The organism is Streptococcus sp. SK140, from assembly GCF_000259525.1.
Classification (GTDB): domain Bacteria; phylum Bacillota; class Bacilli; order Lactobacillales; family Streptococcaceae; genus Streptococcus.
Genome location: NZ_AJML01000016.1, coordinates 36977 through 54150 on the forward strand (window position 1 = coordinate 36977; position 17174 = coordinate 54150).

Sequence of the window (17174 nt, forward strand, 5' to 3'; positions counted from 1 at the left end):
GGAAGGAAATGTCTGAAAAATTAGTAGAAATTAAAGACTTAGAAATTTCCTTCGGTGAAGGAAGCAAAAAGTTTGTCGCTGTTAAAAATGCGAACTTCTTTATCAACAAAGGAGAAACTTTCTCACTTGTTGGAGAGTCTGGTAGTGGTAAGACAACAATTGGTCGTGCTATCATCGGTCTTAATGATACCAGCAAAGGTGATATCATCTTTGAAGGTCAAAAAATTAATGGTAAAAAATCACGTGAACAAGCTTCGGAATTAATCCGTCGTATCCAAATGATTTTCCAAGACCCTGCTGCAAGTTTGAATGAACGTGCAACGGTTGACTATATCATTTCTGAAGGTCTTTATAACCACCATTTATTTAAAGATGAAGAAGAAAGAAAAGAAAAAGTTCAAAATATCATTCGTGAAGTGGGACTTTTGGCTGAACACTTGACACGTTACCCACATGAGTTTTCAGGTGGACAACGTCAACGTATCGGGATTGCCCGTGCCTTGGTTATGCAACCTGACTTCGTTATTGCGGATGAGCCGATTTCAGCCTTGGACGTTTCAGTACGTGCCCAAGTTTTGAACTTGCTCAAGAAATTCCAAAAGGAATTAGGCTTGACTTATCTCTTTATTGCCCACGATTTGTCAGTAGTTCGTTTCATCTCTGATCGTATCGCGGTAATTTATAAGGGTGTCATTGTTGAAGTGGCTGAGACTGAAGAATTGTTTAACAATCCAGTTCATCCATACACGCAAGCACTTCTATCAGCTGTTCCTATTCCAGACCCAATCTTGGAACGTAAAAAAGTTTTGAAAGTCTATGATCCAGATCAACATGACTATGAAACTGATAAGCCTTCTATGGTAGAAATTCGTCCAGGTCACTATGTTTGGGCAAACCAAGCAGAGTTGGAACGCTATAAAAAAGATTTGAAATAAGAAAGAGTTTTGTAATCTTGGTAGAAAAATTCTATTAAGGTTATGAAGCTTTTTTATTTTTGTAAAAGAACATTAGATTAAAGATAGACAACTATATACCCGAAAACATGCTAATACTCAATGAAAATCAAAGAGCAAACTAGGAAGCTAGTCGCAGGTTGCTCAAAGCACGGCTTTGAGGTTGCAGATAAAGCTGACCTAGTTTGGATTTGAGTATAAGCCTAGTCTTCAATGACTCTTGGATGAGAGACCAAAGAAGCTGTTATTCTTTGAAAGTGTATTGAATTTATACAGAATGGAATGGATAAAACTACTTTCAGATAAGCTTTTATGAATCTTCAAAATTAAAATCACTTTCTATTTAAAATATCAGTCTTGCATTGCCTTCCTTTATGTGCTAGAGTTATGGTAACGGTTACAAAATTAAGGAGGGTTTTATGAGAAATCCAGCACTAATAGAAGAAATGAAAACTTACAGAGGGCGAGATGAAGTTCCGCAAGACTTTGACGATTTTTGGGATGGAGAGATTGAGAAGGTTTCGGTCTTGCCAGATTACCAATTAGAGGAACGTGATTTTCGTATTCCAAATGTGAAGTGTTATGAACTCACCTTTAAGGGCACTCGGGAAGGCCTTGTTTATGCACGCGTGGTCTTACCAAAATCAGAAAAGAAAGTACCAGTTATTTTTCACTTCCATGGCTATATGGGACGTTGTTGGGATTGGACAGATATGTTGGCCTTTACAGTCGCTGGTTATGGTGTCGTATCTATGGATGTCCGTGGTCAGTCTGGTTACTCACAAGATGGGTTACGCTCGCCTCTTGGAAATACAGTTAAGGGCCAAATCATCCGTGGTGCAGTAGAAGGAAAAGAGCAACTCTTCTATAAGGATGTTTATCTTGATATTTATCAATTAGTTGAGATTGTAGCTAGCTTCCCACAAGTGGATGAAGGCCAATTAGCAAGCTATGGAGCTTCTCAAGGAGGAGCGCTAGCTCTGGTGGCTGCGGGGCTCAATCCACGTATCAAGCGTACAGTTGCTATTTATCCATTCTTATCAGATTTTAGACGAGTACTTGAGATTGGGAATACCAGCGAAGCCTATGATGAGCTCTTTCGTTACTTTAAGTTCCATGATCCATTCCATGAGACAGAAGAGCAGATTATGGAGACACTCGCCTATATCGATGTAAAAAATCTTGCCCATCGCATTAAGGGGGAAGTTCGAATGATTACTGGGCTTGATGACGATGTTTGCTATCCAATCACTCAGTTTGCTATTTACAACCGTCTGACTTGTGAAAAGAGTTATCGTATCATGCCTGAATACGCTCATGAGGCCATGAATGTTCATGTCAATGATCAAGTTTACAATTGGTTGTGTGGTAGTGAGATCCCCTTTACCTATCTTGGTCACTAAAAATTGAAAAAAAGCTCTGTAGTTTCGAATGAACTACAGGCTTTTCTTTATGTGACCCAGATAATGAGAAAGTAGTTTCAGGTAGTTTGAAACTTCTAAATATCTTTGAAAGTAAAATCTATTATAGATTATGAAGTCTAAAATTTAGAATATTTATTATATAATATGATTAAGATAAAAAGTGAAAGGAGTATAGCTAGTTGCGAATCTTTTAACTTGGAATTTATAAAAGCGCAACAGCATTTCATTACAAAGAATGGAAATTCCATTCAATAATACAGTTTCTTATTTGCATCTAGTCTGAGTGGCTAAAAATTTTAAGCAAAAAAGAAAGCGCTTTATTTATTAAAAATAACGGAAGGGAACACATGAATCAGAGAGATTTTGATAGAAAACAGAGATATGGAATTCGGAAATTTGCAGTTGGAGCAGCTTCAGTAGTGATTGGAGCCGTTGTTTTTGGTGCTGCACCGGCTTTGGCTCAAGAGGCACCATCAACGAATGGTGAAACAGCGGGGCAATCTTTGCCAGAATTGCCTAAGGAAGTAGAGACAGGAAATCTAGCTAATTTAGATAAGGAGCTTGCAGGCCAAGTAACCACAGTAAATAATAGTGGAACAGAAGTGAGACGTGAAGAGTTGCAAGCAAACCCAGGGTCTGAAAAACCAACCGGAACAGAAGCATCAAACGAAACTCCAGCTACAGAGAGTGAAGACGAGGAAGTTGGAAACATTCCCCGTGACTTTTATGCAAGAGAGTTGGAAAATGCCAATACTGTTATAGAGAAAGAAGATGTTGAAACCAATCCTTCAAACGGTCAAAGAGTTGACATGAAGGAGGAGCTCGACAAGCTTAAAAAACTTCAAAATGCGACCATTCATATGGAGTTTAAGCCAGATGCATCTGCTCCACGTTTTTACAACCTCTTCTCAGTCTCTAGTGATACCAAAGTAAATGAGTATTTCACTATGGCCATCCTTGATAACACAGCTATCGTTGAAGGTCGTGATGCAAATGGAAACCAATTCTATGGTGATTATAAAACTGCTCCTTTGAAGATTAAGCCAGGTGAGTGGAACTCTGTAACCTTTACAGTTGAAAGACCAAATGCTGACCAACCAAAAGGTCAGGTTCGCGTCTATGTAAATGGTGTCTTGTCGCGCACAAGTCCTCAGTCTGGTCGCTTCATCCAAGACATGCCAGATGTCAACCATGTACAAATCGGTACAACAAAACGCACAGGCAAAAACTTCTGGGGTGCTAATCTTAAAGTCCGTAATCTAACTGTTTATGACCGTGCTCTTTCTCAAGAAGAAGTTAAAAAACGTAGCCAACTTTTTGAAAGAGGAGAGTTGGAGAAGAAACTTCCTGAAGGAGCAGAAGTTACTGATAAACTGGATGTTTTTGAAGGTGGTGAGAACCGCAAGCCAAATAAAGATGGTATCGCAAGCTACCGTATTCCTGCCCTGCTGAAAACTGATAAAGGAACCTTGATTGCTGGTGCAGATGAGAGACGCTTGCATCACTCTGACTGGGGCGATATCGGTATGGTTGTTCGTCGTAGTGATGATAAGGGCAAAACGTGGGGTGATAGAATTGTCATCTCAAATCCTCGGGACAATGAGAATGCCAGAAGAGCTCATGCGGGATCACCAGTCAACATTGACATGACCCTAGTCCAAGATCCGAAAACTAAGCGAATCTTCTCTATTTTTGATATGTTCGTAGAAGGTGAAGCGGTAAGAGATTTACCAGGAAAAGCACCACAAGCCTATGAGCAAATTGGAGATAAGGTTTATCAGGTTCTATACAAAAAAGGTGAAGCGGGACGTTATACAATACGTGAAAATGGTGAAGTCTTTGACCCTGAAAATAGAAAGACAGAATATCGTGTTGTAGTTGATCCTAAGCAACCAGCCTATAGTGATAAGGGTGATCTTTACAAGGGTGAAGAACTGATTGGTAATGTCTACTTCGATTATAGCGACAAGAATATCTTTAGAGTTTCAAACACCAACTATCTCTGGATGTCTTATAGTGATGACGATGGTAAAACTTGGTCTGCACCAAAAGATATTACATACGGAATTCGTAAGGACTGGATGCACTTCTTAGGTACTGGACCTGGTACAGGTATTGCCTTACATTCAGGACCTCATAAAGGTCGTCTGGTTATCCCTGCCTACACTACAAATAACGTATCCTACCTAAGTGGTTCTCAGTCTTCACGCGTCATTTACTCAGATGACCATGGTGAAACTTGGCACGCTGGTGAAGCGGTCAATGATAACCGTCCAGTAGGTAACCAAACAATTCATTCTTCAACTATGAATAATCCAGGTGCTCAAAATACTGAGTCAACTGTTGTTCAGTTGAATAATGGGGATCTCAAACTCTTCATGCGTGGATTGACAGGGGATTTGCAAGTTGCAACAAGTAAAGATGGCGGAGCGACTTGGGAAAAAGATGTAAAACGCTATTCAGATGTCCAAGACGTCTACGTTCAAATGTCTGCCATTCATACGGTGCAAGATGGTAAGGAATATATCATCCTCAGTAATGCAGGTGGGCCAGGACGTTACAATGGTTTGGTACACTTGGCACGTGTGGAAGCTAATGGAGACCTAACTTGGCTCAAACATAATCCAATTCAAAGTGGTAAATTTGCTTATAACTCCTTGCAAGATCTTGGAAATGGTGAATTTGGCTTACTTTATGAGCATGCAACTGCCACTCAAAATGAATACACCTTATCTTATAAGAAATTCAACTGGGATTTCTTAAGCAAGGATAGAATTGCTCCAACAAAAGCAACTGTGAAAAATGCTGTGGAGATGAGCAAAAATGTCATTGCTCTAGAATTTGATTCTGAAGTATTGGTGAATCAACCACCAGTTCTTAAATTGGCAAATGGGAACTTTGCGACTTTCTTGACGCAATACGATACAAAAACATTGCTTTTCGCAGTTAACAAGGAAGATATTGGTCAAGAAATTACAGAAATCATTGATGGTGCAATTGAGAGCATGCATAATTTGCCTGTAAGTCTTGAAGGTGCAGGAGTCCCTGGTGGTAAAAATGGAGCAAAAGCAGAAATCCATGAAGTCCCAGAATTTACAGGTGCAGTCAATGGTGAAGAAGGTGCAGTTCATGAGGCTCCAGCCTTTGATGGTGGTGTCAACGGTGAGGAAGCCGCTGTTCATAATGTGCCAGCCTTTGAAGGTGGTGTGAACGGCGAAGAAGCCGCTGTTCATGAAGTTTCAGAAATAGAGGTTGAAGAAAATCCACCAGGAACTATTAACGAAGTTCCGGAATTTGAAGGTGGCGTCAACGGTGAGGAAGCCGCTGTTCATAATGTGCCAGCCTTTGAAGGTGGTGTGAACGGTGAGGAAGCCGCGGTCCATGAAGTTCCAGAGGGTAGTCTAGTAGAAAGCTCAAAAGGAGAGTCTGTCATTCATGACGTTCCAGCTTTTGAAGGTGGTGTCAATGGTGAGGAAGCAACTACATCAGAAGTCCCAGAATTTGAGGGTGGCGTCAATGCAGTAGAATCCGCTAAGTTAGATTCTCCAGAATACACAGGTGGTGTCAATGCAGTGGAATCCGCTAAGTTAGAGGTGCCAGAATATACAGGTGGTGTGAATGCGTAGAATCTGCTAAGTTAGAGTCCAGATATACAGGTGGTGTCAATGCGTGAATCGCTAAGTTAGAAGTTCCAGAGTACACAGGTGGCGTCAATGCAGTAGAGGCCGCTCAGTTAGAGGTGCCAGAATATACAGTCGGTGTTAATGGTCTAGAATCTGCGAGTACAGAAGTTCCAGCCTATGTAGGTGGTGCAAACAGTGCTGAAGCTGCTATCCATGAGGTCTCAGAGTATAAGGGAGAACAGTCAATTGTAGTTCAAGCTATGGCACAAGATAAAACTTATCAAGCCCCTGCTGCTCGTCAGCAACTTCTTCCTGAAACAGGAAGTGAAGCTGTTGCTCCTCTTGCATCTCTAGGACTTGTAGGCATGCTCCTAGGTATGTTTGCCATGGGCAAGAAAAAAGAAGATCAATGAAATAGTTAAAATCAACGAAATTCATAGAGAAATTTGATCTTATATTAGAAAGGGTCGTGACTAGAACTAGTTACGGCCTTTTTGATCTAGATAAATCAGGAGTCAAATAGTTAATACTCTTCGAAAATCTCTTCAAACCACGTCAGCTTCGCCTTACCGTATATGTGTTACTGACTTCGTCAGTTCTATCCACAACCTCAAAACTGTGTTTTGAGCAGCCTGCGGCTAGCTTCCTAGTTTGCTCTTTGATTTTCATTGAGTATAAGTTTGAGATAAAGTTCATTAAAAAAACGATTCAACCGAATGAAGCAATTTTCTGTTTGAAAAAATCCAAAGTACCCGAAAGTAGTTTCAAATGTCTGAGTTTATGTTTCGAAAACTGAAAGTGAAATCTGTTCTATATTCATCTATCTTAAAATAGGGAAATTTATTATATAATGAGAATAAGATAAAATTTGAAAGGAGTAGGAGACTCTAGTTAACGATGGGTCGTTAAGTGAGAGAAAATTTGAAAGAGCGAGTGTAACCATTCGTGAAAAAGTAATTTTTGTCATTTAGTCAGATGGCTAAAAATTTTAAGCAAAAAAGAAAGCGCTTTATTTTTAAAAATGAAAGGAAGAAAGATGAAGCATAATCAGTTGGAGAGAAAACAACGATACGGAATTCGCAAATTTACAGTAGGAGCCGCTTCAGTAGTGATTGGAGCAGTTGTTTTTGGTGCATCGCCGGTATTAGCACAAGAAGCAACAACTACCAATAAGGAGACGACAGAACTAGGAGTAGAGAAGGAACAGGCAGAAAAAGCAGTAGATACTGAAAAGAGTGCGACAGAGTCTAATGGGGTAGATACAGTCACACATGCATCTACAGAAGCACATACTGGAACAGAGACAACTGCAACGGCAGAAACAACTGCAACAGCAGAAACGGCAGAAGCAACTAGAGAAACCGAAAAAGATCCAGCTGCGCTTCCACGTGATTACTATGCTAGAGAGTTGGAAAATGTCAATACTGTTCTTGAAAAGGAAGATGTAGAGACTAATGCTGCAAATAGCAATAGAATTGATCTGACAGAGCAATTGGAAAAACTGAAACAGCTTCAAAATGCGACCATTCATATGGAGTTCAAACCAGATGCTTCTGCACCAGCATTTTACAACCTTTTCTCAGTCTCAAGTGATAAGGTTCGAAATGAATATTTCACCATGGCTGTTTACAACAATGTTGCCTTGATTGAGGGCCGCGATCAAAACGGCGATCAATTTTATGATAGATACACAGACGCACCATTAACTGTCAAACCAGGTCAGTGGAACTCAGTAACCTTTACAGTTGAAAGACCAAGTGCAGATTCTCCAGATGGGCAAGTTCGTCTCTATGTAAACGGAGTTTTGTCACGAACAAGTAAGAAATCAGGACGCTTTATCAAAGATATGCCTGATGTGAATCATATGCAAATTGGTTCCACAAATCGTGCAGGAAGTATGGTTTGGGGGGCAGGTTTACAAGTTCGTAATCTAACTGTTTACGATCGTGCCTTGAGTCCAGAAGAAGTTCAAAATCGTAGCTACCTCTTTGAAAGATCCGAATTAGAGAAAAAGCTTCCAGAAGGAGCTGAGATAACAGATAAAAAGGATGTTTTTGAAGCTGGTAAAAATGGGCAGTCAAATCCAGATGGTATTAATAGTTATCGTATTCCAGCCCTTCTTAAGACTGACAAGGGAACTTTGATTGCTGGAGCTGATGAACGTCGTTTGCACCACTATGACTGGGGCGATATCGGTATGGTCGTCAAACGAAGTGAAGATCATGGTCAAACATGGGGTGATCGTATCACACTTACGAATCTACGTGACAATCCAAAAGCTACTGATCCATCTGTTGGTTCACCAGTAAATATCGATATGGTTTTAGCCCAAGATACTGAAACCAAACGAATCTTTTCAGTCTATGATATGTTCCCAGAAGGAAAAGGTATCTTTGGGATGTCAGCTGAAAAAGAGGAAGCTTATAAAGAAATTGATGGGAAAACCTACCAAATTCTTTATCGTGAAGGAGAAAATGGAGCCTATACCATTCGTGAAAATGGTGTTGTCTACACACCAGATGGTCAGGCAACGGATTACCGTGTTGTTGTAAATCCTGTCAAGCCGGCTTATAGCGATAAAGGTGATCTTTATCAGGGTGAGCAACTGCTAGGAAATATCTACTTTACAAGCAATAAAACCTCTCCATTTAGAATTGCTAAAGACAGCTACCTGTGGATGTCTTACAGTGATGATGACGGTAAGACTTGGTCTGCGCCACAAGATATTACCCCAATGGTCAAAGCTGATTGGATGAAATTCTTAGGTGTGGGACCTGGAGTGGGCATTACCCTCCAGAATGGACCTCATAAAGGTCGAATCGTCGTTCCTGTCTATACGACGAATAGAACAAACCACCTCAATGGTTCTCAATCATCTCGTATCATCTACTCAGATGACCATGGTAAGACTTGGCATATGGGTGGCGGTGTCAATGATAACCGTACACTTTATGATGGTACAGTAGTTGATTCAAGCAACATGAACAATTATTACGCTCAAAATACGGAATCTTCTGTTGTTCAGTTGAACAATGGTCAGTTGAAACTCTTTATGCGTGGTTTGACTGGTGATTTGCAAGTTGCGACAAGTAATGATGGTGGTATTACATGGGACAACTATGTAGCACGCTATGATGTACCAGATGTCTATGTTCAAATGGCAGCGACTCATACGGTTCAAGATGGTAAGGAATATATCCTTCTAGCAAATGCCAATGGCCCAGGTCGTAAGAATGGTTACATTCGAGTGGCTCGCGTAGAAGAAGATGGCGAGTTGACTTGGCTGCATCATCATTTGATTCAAGAAGGGGAATATGCCTATAACTCACTTCAACAGATTGGACCAAAAGAATTTGGTCTCTTGTATGAACATCATGAAGCTGGTGGCAATCCTTATACTCTATCCTTCAAGAAATTCAACTGGGATTTCTTAACGAAGGAAAGAATTTCTCCTAAAGAAGCCAAAGTTAAAAATGTTATTGAAAAATGGCCAGGAATTCTTGCAGTAGAGTTTGATTCAGAAGTTTTGGTTAACAAAATTCCAACACTTCAGTTGGCAAATGGTAAAAAAGTAAACTTCATGACCCAGTATGATACTAAGACTCTTCTATTTACAATAGACAAGTCAGATCTTGGTCAAGAAATAACTGGACTTGCTTCTGGAGCAATCGAGAGTATGCACAATCTTCCAGTGAGTCTTGAAGGAGCAGGTATTCCTGGAGCTGCCAACGGTAGTGAAGCAGCTGTTCACGAAGTACCAGAATTCACAGGTGGTGTTAACGGTGTAGAAGCAGCTGTACATGAAGTACCAGAATTCGAAGGTGGGGTGAATGGTGAAGAAGCTGCTGTAACGGAGCTCCCAGAGTATACTGAACCTATTGGTACAGTAGGCGAAGAAGCAGCACCGATAGCTGAACTTCCAGAATTTACAGGTGGAGTCAATGGTAGTGAAGCAGCTGTACATGAAGTACCAGAATTCACAGGCGGAGTAAGCGCTGATAGTCCTGTAACTCCTGAAAAACCAGGATTTGTGGGTGGCGTTAATGGTCTTGAACCAGCGGTGCATGAAGTGCCAGCATTCACGGGCAGTGTGAAGAATGACATCGCACCGACAGAAAAACCAGGACTTACAGCTGGTACCAAAGGTTCAGAAGGAGCAGGACATAAAGATCCAGATCACAAAGGTCAGCAGTCTATTGTATCACAGGCTATGTCACAAGATAAGACCTATCAAGCACCTGCAGTTCGTCAAGATGTTCTTCCTAAGACAGGAAACGAAGATGCCTCTGCCCTTGCATCAGTAGGACTTGTGGGGATGCTCCTTGGTATGTTTGCTTTGGGGAAGAGAAAAGAAGATTAGTCAAATAGTTGAAAGTGAAGGTTTCCTTAGTGAAACTAGATCTTAGTTAGAAAGGGTCGTAACGAAAATTTGTTACGGCCTTTTTTCTTTCATGTTTGCGAGAAAAAAGGGCTGGTTTCAAGATTTAAGAGGTGTTGGGATAGATTTTATGTCCCTGAAACTACTTTCAGAAGAAACTGTTGCATAAAATTGTTTTGAAACTCCAATCTATTCTAGCACAAGTTATTGAAAGCGCTTTAATAATAAGCTATAATAGTCACATAAACACAAAGGAAAAGAAAAGGAGGAAAGTAGATGCCACAAATTAGTAAAGAAGCCTTGATTGAACAAATCAAAGATGGAATCATCGTTTCTTGTCAGGCACTTCCTCATGAACCGCTCTACACAGAAGCGGGAGGAGTTATCCCCTTGTTGGTGAAAGCAGCTGAACAAGGTGGTGCAGTCGGTATCCGAGCAAACAGTGTTCGAGATATCAAGGAAATTAAAGAGGTCACTAAACTTCCGATTATCGGAATTATTAAACGTGATTATCCACCACAGGAACCATTCATCACAGCGACTATGAGAGAGGTAGATGAACTAGCAGCTCTTGACATCGAAGTCATTGCTCTTGACTGTACCAAACGTGAACGTCATGATGGCTTGGAGATCCAAGAATTTATCCGTCAGATCAAAGAAAAATATCCAAATCAACTCTTGATGGCTGACACAAGTACCTTTGAGGAAGGTCTAACAGCAGTTGAAGCGGGAATTGACTTTGTCGGAACAACCTTGTCAGGTTACACTTCTTACAGTCCAAAAGTGGATGGCCCAGACTTTGAACTCATCAAGAAACTCTGTGATGCAGGGGTGGACGTCATCGCTGAAGGAAAAATTCACACACCAGAACAAGCTAAGCAAATCCTAGGTTACGGAGTGCGAGGTATCGTAGTTGGTGGCGCTATTACTAGACCAAAAGAGATTACGGAACGATTTGTTGCGGGTCTTAAATAACACAATATAAAAAACGAGGAGAGTGGTTGATTAGTAGGAAAAAATGAAAACGTATACAAAGTTGACATTACTCATTATCCGATTCGGATACGCTTATCATCATTTAGGAGAATACAAATGAAATTTAAAAAACTAGCTTGTACAGTACTTGCGGGTGCTGCGGTTCTATCTCTTGCTGCTTGTGGCAAATCAGATGCTAACAAAGATGCTGCTAGCTCTGGTAGTGACAGTGGAAAAACTGAAATCACTTGGTGGGCATTCCCAGTCTTTACTCAAGAAAAAACTGGCGATGGTGTAGGAACTTATGAAAAATCTATCATCGAAGCTTTTGAAAAAGCAAATCCAGATGTTAAAGTTAAACTAGAAACAATCGACTTCAAATCTGGTCCAGAAAAAATCACAACAGCAATCGAAGCAGGAACTGCGCCAGACGTTCTCTTTGACGCACCAGGACGTATCATCCAATACGGTAAAAATGGTAAATTGGCTGAGTTGAACGACCTCTTTACAGATGAATTTGTTAAAGATGTCAACAACGAAAACATCATCCAAGCAAGTAAAGCTGGTGATAAAGCTTACATGTATCCAATCAGTTCTGCACCATTCTACATGGCTATGAACAAGAAAATGTTGGAAGATGCAGGAGTTGCAAACCTTGTAAAAGAAGGTTGGACAACTGATGACTTTGAAAAAGTTTTGAAAGCGCTTAAAGATAAAGGATATACACCAGGTTCATTGTTCAGTTCAGGTCAAGGGGGAGACCAAGGAACACGTGCCTTCATCGCTAACCTTTATGGCGGTTCTGTAACTGATAAAGAAGTAACTAAATATACAACTGACGATCCTAAATTCGTTAAAGGTCTTGAAAAAGCATCAAGCTGGATCAAAGATGGTTTGTTGAACAATGGTTCACAATTTGACGGTGGAGCAGACATCCAAAACTTTGCAAACGGTCAAACTTCTTACACAATCCTTTGGGCACCAGCTCAAAATGGTATCCAAGCTAAACTCTTGGAAGCAAGTAAAGTTGAAGTGGTAGAAGTACCATTCCCATCTGATTCAGGTAAACCAGCTCTTGAATACCTTGTAAACGGATTTGCAGTATTTAACAACAAAGACGAAAAGAAAGTCGCAGCAGCTAAGAAATTCATCCAATTCATCGCAGATGACAAAGAATGGGGTCCTAAAGACGTAGTTCGTACAGGTGCATTCCCAGTTCGTACTTCATTTGGAAAACTTTATGATGACAAACGTATGGAAACAATCGGTAGCTGGACTCAATACTACTCACCATATTACAACACAATCGACGGATTTGCTGAAATGAGAACACTTTGGTTCCCAATGTTGCAAGCTGTATCAAATGGTGACGAACAACCTGCTGCAGCATTGAAAGCATTCACTGAAAAAGCGAATGAAACAATCAAAAAAGCAGCTAAATAATAAGCCCTAAATAAAAACTGAGTTCCCCCCTTTTCCCTGAGCATATCTGTGTATGAAAAGGGGGACTTTTGTTTGAAATAGAAGCAACTGACAGGTCAAAATTAAAATGAAGTTTTTACATTGACGAATCTTAGAAAAATTTCATTTTGATTTTAGATCAGGGTCAGATAACAGTCAAAAAAACAAAACTATGTGAAAGTGAGGTGCCGACTGTGAAAATCAATAAAATTCGCATGCGGGAAACTATTATTTCCTACGCATTCCTAGCACCAGTATTAATCTTCTTTACTGTCTTCGTTTTAGCTCCAATGATCATGGGCTTCATCACTAGTTTCTTCAACTATTCGATGACTAGCTTTGAGTTTGTGGGCTTGGACAACTACATCCGTATGTTTAAAGACCCTGTCTTTACAAAATCTTTGATTAATACCGTAATCTTGGTTATTGGGTCTGTACCAGTCGTTGTACTCTTCTCGCTCTTTGTAGCATCACAAACTTACCAACAAAATGCCATCGCTAGATCTTTCTACCGTTTCGTCTTCTTCCTTCCTGTAGTAACAGGTAGTGTTGCCGTAACAGTAGTATGGAAATGGATCTACGATCCACTATCAGGTATTTTGAACTTCGTGCTTAAGTCAAGCCACATCATCAGCCAAAACATTTCTTGGTTGGGAGATAAAAACTGGGCTTTGATGGCGATTATGATTATCCTTTTGACAACATCAGTTGGTCAACCAATCATTCTTTACATCGCTGCAATGGGTAATATTGATAACTCACTTGTAGAAGCAGCACGTGTTGACGGTGCGACTGAGTTCCAAGTATTCTGGAAGATTAAATGGCCAAGCCTTCTTCCAACAACACTTTATATCGCAATCATTACAACCATCAACTCATTCCAATGTTTCGCCTTGATTCAGTTGTTGACATCTGGTGGTCCAAACTACTCAACAAGTACACTTATGTACTACCTCTACGAAAAAGCCTTCCAATTGACTGAATATGGCTATGCCAATACTATTGGTGTATTCTTGGCAGTTATGATTGCCCTTGTCAGCTTCGCTCAATTCAAGATCCTCGGAAACGATGTAGAATACTAAGGAAAGGAGACAGCTATGCAACCTACACAACAAAAGAAACCATTAACAGCCTTTACTGTTATTTCAACAATCATTTTGCTCTTGTTGACTGTACTGTTTATCTTCCCATTCTACTGGATCTTGACAGGTGCATTCAAATCACAACCAGATACCATTATGATTCCACCACAATGGTTCCCTAAAGCTCCAACCATGGAGAACTTCCAACAATTGATGGTGCAAAACCCAGCCTTGCAATGGATGTGGAATTCAGTGTTCATTTCTTTAGTAACGATGTTCTTGGTTTGTGCAACCTCTTCACTAGCAGGTTATGTATTGGCTAAGAAACGTTTCTATGGACAACGCATTCTCTTTGCAATCTTTATCGCTGCCATGGCTCTTCCAAAACAAGTTGTCCTTGTACCATTGGTACGTATCGTCAACTTCATGGGAATCCATGACACTCTTTGGGCAGTTATCTTGCCTTTAATCGGATGGCCATTCGGGGTCTTCCTTATGAAACAGTTCAGTGAAAACATTCCGACAGAATTGCTGGAATCTGCTAAAATCGATGGATGCGGCGAGATTCGTACCTTCTGGAGCGTAGCCTTCCCTATTGTGAAGCCAGGATTTGCAGCTCTTGCAATCTTCACCTTCATCAATACTTGGAATGACTACTTCATGCAATTGGTAATGTTGACTTCACGTCAAAACTTGACCATCTCACTCGGGGTTGCGACTATGCAGGCCGAGATGGCAACTAACTACGGTTTGATCATGGCAGGTGCTGCCCTTGCAGCTGTGCCAATCGTAACAGTCTTCCTTGTCTTCCAAAAATCCTTCACTCAAGGGATTACTATGGGAGCTGTCAAAGGATAGTCCTCTGCGAAAATTGAATATAGTACAAATTGTTTATCAGTATGCAGCAGTATAGTTGATAGACTAAGAGAATACAGGATATATAAGTGTCTACAAAATGGAGAGGAGTTGCTTACTTCATGAAGTTTTGTTAGACACTTATAAACTTACTGGCTAGACATCGTATGTCTGAAGGTAACAATCAGGTAAAGGAAATTACTATGATTTTTGATGATTTAAAAAACATTAGCTTTTACAAGGGAATTCATCCTAATCTCGATAAGGCCATTGATTATCTCTATGAGCATCGTAAAGATAACTTTGAATTAGGAAAATACGAGATTGATGGAGATAAGGTTTTCTTAGTTGTACAGGAAAATGTTCTTAACCAAGAGGAAAATGATCGCTTTGAACATCATAAAAAATATGCAGATTTGCATTTGCTGGTTGAAGGGCATGAGTACTCTAGCTACGGTTCTCGTGTAAAAGACGAGGCTGTAGCCTTTGACGAAGCTAGCGATATCGGCTTTGTTCATTGTCATGAACAATACCCACTTTTATTGGGTTATCACAATTTTGCAGTCTTTTTCCCAGGTGAACCTCATCAACCTAATGGTTATGCAGGTATGGAAGATAAAGTTCGCAAATACTTATTTAAAATTTTAATCGATTAGTCAGTTAGGAGGAGCAAACAATGGCACATAAAGGATCTGGATTGATAAAAGCAGCATTCGATACGGATAACTTTCTTATGCGATTTTGTGAGAAGGTTTTAGACATCGTGACGGTCAACCTACTCTTTGTTGTGTCTTGTTTGCCTATTGTGACAATCGGAGTAGCGAAGATCAGTCTCTATCAGACAATCTTCGAAGTTAAGGGTAGTCGTCGTGTTCCTGTTTTTAAAACTTATATGAGAGCCTTTAAGCAAAATTTGAAATTAGGTCTCCAGTTAGGTTTGTTGGAACTAGGAATTTTTCTAATTAGTGTAGTTGACTTGTCTCTATTCTGGGGGCAAACAGGCCTAGGCTTCCAGCTCATTAAAGCCATTTGCTTGGGTATTCTGATATTTTTAACCCTAGTTATGTTGGCTAGCTATCCTATTGCAGCGCGCTATGACTTGACTTGGAAAGAAGTTCTTCAAAAGGGCTTGCTCTTGGTCAGCTTTAACTTCGTGTGGTTCTTCTTGATGCTTGCGATTATTTTATTAATCATTATGCTTCTCTATCTATCAGGCTTTACTCTAGTGCTCGGTGGATCAGCATTTCTACTCTTTGGCTTTGGTCTTCTTGCATTTTGCCAGGCTGGATTAATGGAAAAATTGTTTGCTAAATATCAAACAGATTGAAAATGATATGAAACTACTTTCAAACATGAAAAGCTATGGAAGATGAATAGAAATTAAAATCTAAGTGGCTTGGATGTATTGAAAGCGCTTTTCACAAGGTGTATACTAAAATAGTAAAAATCATCTGCTCAAAGCAGAAAATAAGAAATCTTAGGAGAAATCTATGTCAGATTTAAAAAAATATGAAGGTGTTATTCCTGCCTTCTACGCATGTTATGATGATGAGGGAGAAGTAAGCCCAGAACGTACTCGTGCTTTGGTGCAATACTTCATTGATAAAGGTGTTCAAGGACTTTATGTTAACGGTTCTTCAGGTGAATGTATCTACCAAAGTGTAGCAGACCGCAAGTTGATCTTGGAAGAAGTCATGGCTGTTGCTAAAGGTAAATTGACAATCATTGCTCACGTGGCTTGCAATAATACCAAAGACAGTATCGAGCTTGCTCGCCATGCTGAAAGCTTGGGAGTAGATGCTATTGCAACAATCCCACCAATTTACTTCCGTTTGCCTGAGTACTCAGTAGCAAAATACTGGAACGACATCAGTGCAGCAGCACCAAATACAGACTACGTTATCTATAACATTCCTCAATTGGCAGGAGTTGCTTTGACTCCAAGTCTTTACACAGAAATGTTGAAGAACCCACGTGTAATCGGTGTTAAAAACTCTTCAATGCCAGTTCAAGATATCCAAACTTTTGTAAGTCTTGGTGGTGATGATCATATCGTCTTTAATGGTCCAGATGAACAATTCCTCGGTGGTCGTCTCATGGGTGCTAAAGCTGGTATCGGTGGTACTTATGGTGCTATGCCAGAACTCTTCTTGAAACTCAACCAATTGATTGCAGATAAAGACCTAGAAACAGCGCGTGAATTGCAATATGCAATCAACGCTATCATTGGTAAATTGACTGCTGCACATGGAAACATGTACGGTGTTATCAAAGAAGTCTTGAAAATCAATGAAGGACTTAATATCGGATCAGTCCGTTCTCCACTTACACCAGTGACCGAAGAAGATCGTCCAGTTGTTGAAGCAGCTGCTCAATTGATTCGTGAAACTAAGGAGCGTTTCCTCTAATCAATAGGAGGCTTT

The 17174-nt window shown here is 40.2% G+C and carries 12 protein-coding genes and 1 pseudogene; all 13 read left to right on the forward strand.

Going from position 1 to position 17174, the window contains the following annotated elements:
* The first annotated feature begins 8 nt into the window (after window positions 1-8).
* The 13 genes and pseudogenes from HMPREF1116_RS04805 to HMPREF1116_RS04865 all read left to right on the forward strand — a co-directional run bounded on the left by HMPREF1116_RS04805 (window position 9) and on the right by HMPREF1116_RS04865 (window position 17159).
* Window positions 9-935, forward strand: a complete 927-nt coding sequence (locus HMPREF1116_RS04805) for an ATP-binding cassette domain-containing protein (protein WP_001291283.1) — start codon at window positions 9-11, stop codon at window positions 933-935.
* A 437-nt stretch (window positions 936-1372) separates the two neighbouring features.
* A complete protein-coding gene (locus HMPREF1116_RS04810; RefSeq protein WP_001245640.1) occupies window positions 1373-2356 on the forward strand; it encodes an acetylxylan esterase in 984 nt (327 codons plus the stop codon).
* 368 nt (window positions 2357-2724) lie between these two features.
* The gene (locus HMPREF1116_RS04815) at window positions 2725-6003 is read left to right on the forward strand and encodes an SIALI-17 repeat-containing surface protein (RefSeq protein ID WP_007554775.1); all 3279 of its coding nucleotides are present in this window, start codon (window positions 2725-2727) and stop codon (window positions 6001-6003) included.
* 47 nt (window positions 6004-6050) lie between these two features.
* Window positions 6051-6101, forward strand: a pseudogene (locus HMPREF1116_RS12485) (SIALI-17 repeat-containing surface protein); the annotation flags it as partial.
* 15 nt (window positions 6102-6116) lie between these two features.
* The gene (locus HMPREF1116_RS04820) at window positions 6117-6413 is read left to right on the forward strand and encodes an SIALI-17 repeat-containing surface protein (RefSeq protein WP_007554787.1); all 297 of its coding nucleotides are present in this window, start codon (window positions 6117-6119) and stop codon (window positions 6411-6413) included.
* A 623-nt stretch (window positions 6414-7036) separates the two neighbouring features.
* A complete protein-coding gene (locus HMPREF1116_RS04830; protein ID WP_000682248.1) occupies window positions 7037-10360 on the forward strand; it encodes an SIALI-17 repeat-containing surface protein in 3324 nt (1107 codons plus the stop codon).
* A gap of 294 nt (window positions 10361-10654) precedes the next feature.
* Window positions 10655-11353 (forward strand): N-acetylmannosamine-6-phosphate 2-epimerase, encoded by a 699-nt coding sequence (locus tag HMPREF1116_RS04835; protein ID WP_001135656.1) that lies wholly within the window; start codon window positions 10655-10657, stop codon window positions 11351-11353.
* Between the two features lie 117 nt (window positions 11354-11470).
* Window positions 11471-12796: an ABC transporter substrate-binding protein gene (locus tag HMPREF1116_RS04840; protein WP_000669443.1), complete on the forward strand. Its 1326-nt coding sequence runs from the start codon at window positions 11471-11473 to the stop codon at window positions 12794-12796.
* A 233-nt stretch (window positions 12797-13029) separates the two neighbouring features.
* Window positions 13030-13896 carry a carbohydrate ABC transporter permease gene (locus HMPREF1116_RS04845; RefSeq protein ID WP_075227343.1) on the forward strand — a complete coding sequence of 289 codons (867 nt, stop codon included), beginning with the start codon at window positions 13030-13032 and terminating at the stop codon, window positions 13894-13896.
* A 15-nt stretch (window positions 13897-13911) separates the two neighbouring features.
* Window positions 13912-14754 (forward strand): carbohydrate ABC transporter permease, encoded by an 843-nt coding sequence (locus HMPREF1116_RS04850; RefSeq protein WP_001183246.1) that lies wholly within the window; start codon window positions 13912-13914, stop codon window positions 14752-14754.
* 200 nt (window positions 14755-14954) lie between these two features.
* Window positions 14955-15407: a YhcH/YjgK/YiaL family protein gene (locus HMPREF1116_RS04855; RefSeq protein ID WP_000575435.1), complete on the forward strand. Its 453-nt coding sequence runs from the start codon at window positions 14955-14957 to the stop codon at window positions 15405-15407.
* A gap of 20 nt (window positions 15408-15427) precedes the next feature.
* Window positions 15428-16078: a YesL family protein gene (locus HMPREF1116_RS04860; RefSeq protein ID WP_000940563.1), complete on the forward strand. Its 651-nt coding sequence runs from the start codon at window positions 15428-15430 to the stop codon at window positions 16076-16078.
* Window positions 16079-16241: 163 nt separating this feature from the next.
* A complete protein-coding gene (locus HMPREF1116_RS04865) occupies window positions 16242-17159 on the forward strand; it encodes a dihydrodipicolinate synthase family protein (RefSeq protein ID WP_001281464.1) in 918 nt (305 codons plus the stop codon).
* Window positions 17160-17174 lie beyond the last annotated feature (15 nt).